The following is a 3332-nucleotide window of genomic DNA, read 5'->3' on the forward strand; positions in this document are numbered from 1 at the left end:
CCGATGGCGTTGCCGCCACCCGTGTTGGTGCCTACGACCTTGATGGTGCCGTTGCTGAACTCGACTTCTGTCTTGCCACTGTTGCTGCCTGCATCAATACCGTGGTTGTGCGTGGTGGCGGTGGCCTGACCGGTAGTAATGTTACCGCTGGCCGTTACCAGTACATCCCCCGTATTGGCCGCAGCATAAATCCCGCGCCCATCTGCCGCAGTAATATCGCCTGTATTGGTAATGGTGATATCTCCGGTCCCGACACTTCCACCATATATGCCGTTTGCATTTGTCCCCTGAGTGGACAATGTGCCGGAGTTAAAAATTTCAATATTGCCCGACGAAGCGGCATTATCAGAAAATGCCGCATGAATGGCCGTTGAATTTGTAGAAGTACCGTCCGCAGCCAGCCCGGTACTGATGTTGGTACCGTTATTGGTAATGGTGATATTCCCTGAGGAAGCCCCATAGCGCTGCAAAACCACAATACCATAGTTGGCACCCGCCGTGGCTGCCACTGCCGGGTCCACCAGATTGATTTCACCGCCATTGGTCGTCACATTGATATTGACATTGGATGCGCCTGTGTACTGGCTCTGAATATCGATACCGTCACTGTTACCGTTTTTCAGCGTCATCACCGTATCGGTCATCGTCACATCAATGTCGCCCGACGCCGCATTGGTTACTGCGAAGATGCCATGGCTGTCATAGCCTGCGGTTTCAAAAGTGCCGCCGGTCTGCTCAATGAGCATGCCGTCGCTGGCAATCCCGGCATTGTTGATACGTGCATAAACGGCATGTGCTGATTGCCCGGACGTGGTAATAGCACTGTCCGTATTGGAAACAGTGATCTTCCCCTGTGCGGAGGTGGCATAAATGCCATGCGCGCCGGTACCTGTTGTGGTAATCGTGCTATCCAGGTTCGTTGCTGAAGCCGTTCCCCCTGCCGTTGTGGTATTGCTGACATACATGCCATGGCTGCCAGTGCCGCTGGTTGTCAGCGTTCCGGCATTATTTTCCACCAGCGCATTGCCACTGGCACCCGAACTGGCCGCATAAAGTGCAACCGCATTATCACCACCTGTGGTCACCGTGCCGGTTTCATAACTCACCGTCGCATTGCCATTGGCTCCCGCACTTGTCAAGGCAACCATGCCATGGCTGTAAACACTGGTACCAGCATTGTTGGTGGCCGTTGTCGTGATATTGCCTGAGCCGCCTACAAACACATCCCCATCGCCCAGATGTGCCGCATGAACACCTGTCGCGCGGTTGGCGCCATCGGTTGTGATATCTCCATTGGCAATCACCGTAATGTCACCGGTTGCCCCGGCACTTTTCACAACATAAATGGCATCTGTCCGCTCAGTGTCACTGTCGGCTGTATTGGTCCCTTCGGATGTAATCGAAGCCCCCGCCTCGTGACGCACCAGAATATCACCGCTTCCGGTAGAGTTCACCCGGATGCCTGAGGTGTCGTTGCCTCTTACCGTGATATTGCCGCTGTTCACCACCTCAATCGCATTGGCGTTATTTTGCACATTGACAAATACGCCATGCGCTTTCACACCAAAAGTGTTGATGCTGCCAGCCACCAAAACGCCAACATCTCCGACAGATGCAGAAACACCACCATCTGTACCGGTTCCCCCTGTGCCAACCTCAATCCCATAGGCATTGTTGCCGGCGGTTTGAATATTGTCACCCAGGTGTCTGACAATGACGTCACCAGAACCATACTGTCTGGCTAAAATACCGCGGTTCCCCGAACCGCCCGTGCCCGTCGTCTGTATCGTGCCGCCTAACGTAATATCCACATTACCAGTAGCCTGTGAATGCGTGATGGCGCCATAAATACCTTCTGCCAGCGTATTGCCATGCGTTGTAATGCGTCCCCCCGCGTTCACAATCACATTGCCGCTGCTGGCCACACCGCCGTATGATTCGCTGCCCATATAGGCATGAATCCCTTCGGCCTGAACACCATTGGAGATAATCGTGCTGTTCGTGCCGGTTGTCACGATGATATCGCCGGTGGTTGCCCCTGATGCCTGCTCAGCGCGAATACCGGCAGCATCATAACCCGCAGCCTCGATCGTGCTGTTGTTGACGTTCACATTGACATCACCGTTATTGCCTCTGGCAAATATGCCATTGGCACTTGTACCTGAGGTTGTAATCGACGTGTTGGAAATATCCACAACCGCTTCTTGCGAGCTCACCTTAATGCCATTGTTGCTGTCGCCCGAAACAACCAGGTCAACAGAAGAGCCATCAATAATCACCTCTGCTCTGTTGCTTGCATCTGCCCAAATGGCATTGCCGCCATTGGTCTCAATACGCCCTTGTCCATGGTGAATGATGCTGCTGTTCACACCATGCGTTTCCAAACCATCGGCAGTGGTCATACCGGCATGGTTGACATTGATATCCAACCGGTCATTCACAACGATCGATGCATCACCACCGCTGCCATAGTTACCCATCACCAATATGGCTGTGTCGTTGGCTGTATTATTCAGCGTGACCGAGTTTGTACCATTAAGCACCAATGAAGCGCCTTCACCACGCACAAGAATGCCATGCCCGCTCGCTGCGCCTGTTATGCTGCTGTCATTCAGCGTCAGTGTGGCTTGCGCCTCTCCACCTAAAATTGAAGTCCCCTGAACATAGATAGGCACCGTCAGGCCCGTTTCATCATAGTTCAATACTTCATTGGCGGTACTTTGCTCGCAATAACGTATCCCACCGGAAGTTGTGCAGGTTGCCGCAAATGCCGGTGCCAGGCTCAATGCCAGGCCAGCGCCAACAACCAAACCGCCCAGATACTTGAAAGTGCCATGCGCACTTTCCTTCTCTTTGATTGTTGCCGTTACTTTCAGCGTCTTACTTTTTGATTGACCTTTTACCAGCTCTGAGGCTACGACCCACTGCCCTAACGTCTGGTTCCATACTGTTTTATGCACTTTATTCATTTATGCCCTCATTCTTTATTGCACTTCTTCTTCACATCATTCAGGCACCCAAAGTGCCCCTCCCGAACCATATCAAGGGGGCCTCCGAACTGTCTATTCAGAGTTCGTTAAAAATTTCACACTTTCTGTCTTTATTCGCCTCTCAGTTGTAGCTAACAAACACGGCTCATCACAACTTGATTTTTTAATTTATTTATGGTCTAAAAAACTCATCCCCTTTGCGACTGACCTGCATCCACTTAACGGCATCCAGATAATCCGGCAGCTTAAAAAGAACAAGGGGGCTTGTGGCCCCCTTGCTGTTACTCTCTCATCTGCTCGCGTGTCTTACCACTGCCAGCCCAGCCCAAGCTGGAACTCATA

At 52.1% G+C, this 3332-nt stretch carries 1 protein-coding gene; it reads right to left on the reverse strand.

From position 1 onward, the window contains the following. On the reverse strand, nucleotides 1-2969 hold a 2969-nt coding region (locus CUZ56_RS14785), incomplete at its 3' end, for an ESPR-type extended signal peptide-containing protein (RefSeq protein ID WP_239442611.1). Between the last annotated feature and the right edge of the window lie 363 nt (nucleotides 2970-3332).

This window comes from Saezia sanguinis (genome assembly GCF_003991585.1).
Classification (GTDB): Bacteria; Pseudomonadota; Gammaproteobacteria; order Burkholderiales; family Burkholderiaceae_C; genus Saezia; species Saezia sanguinis.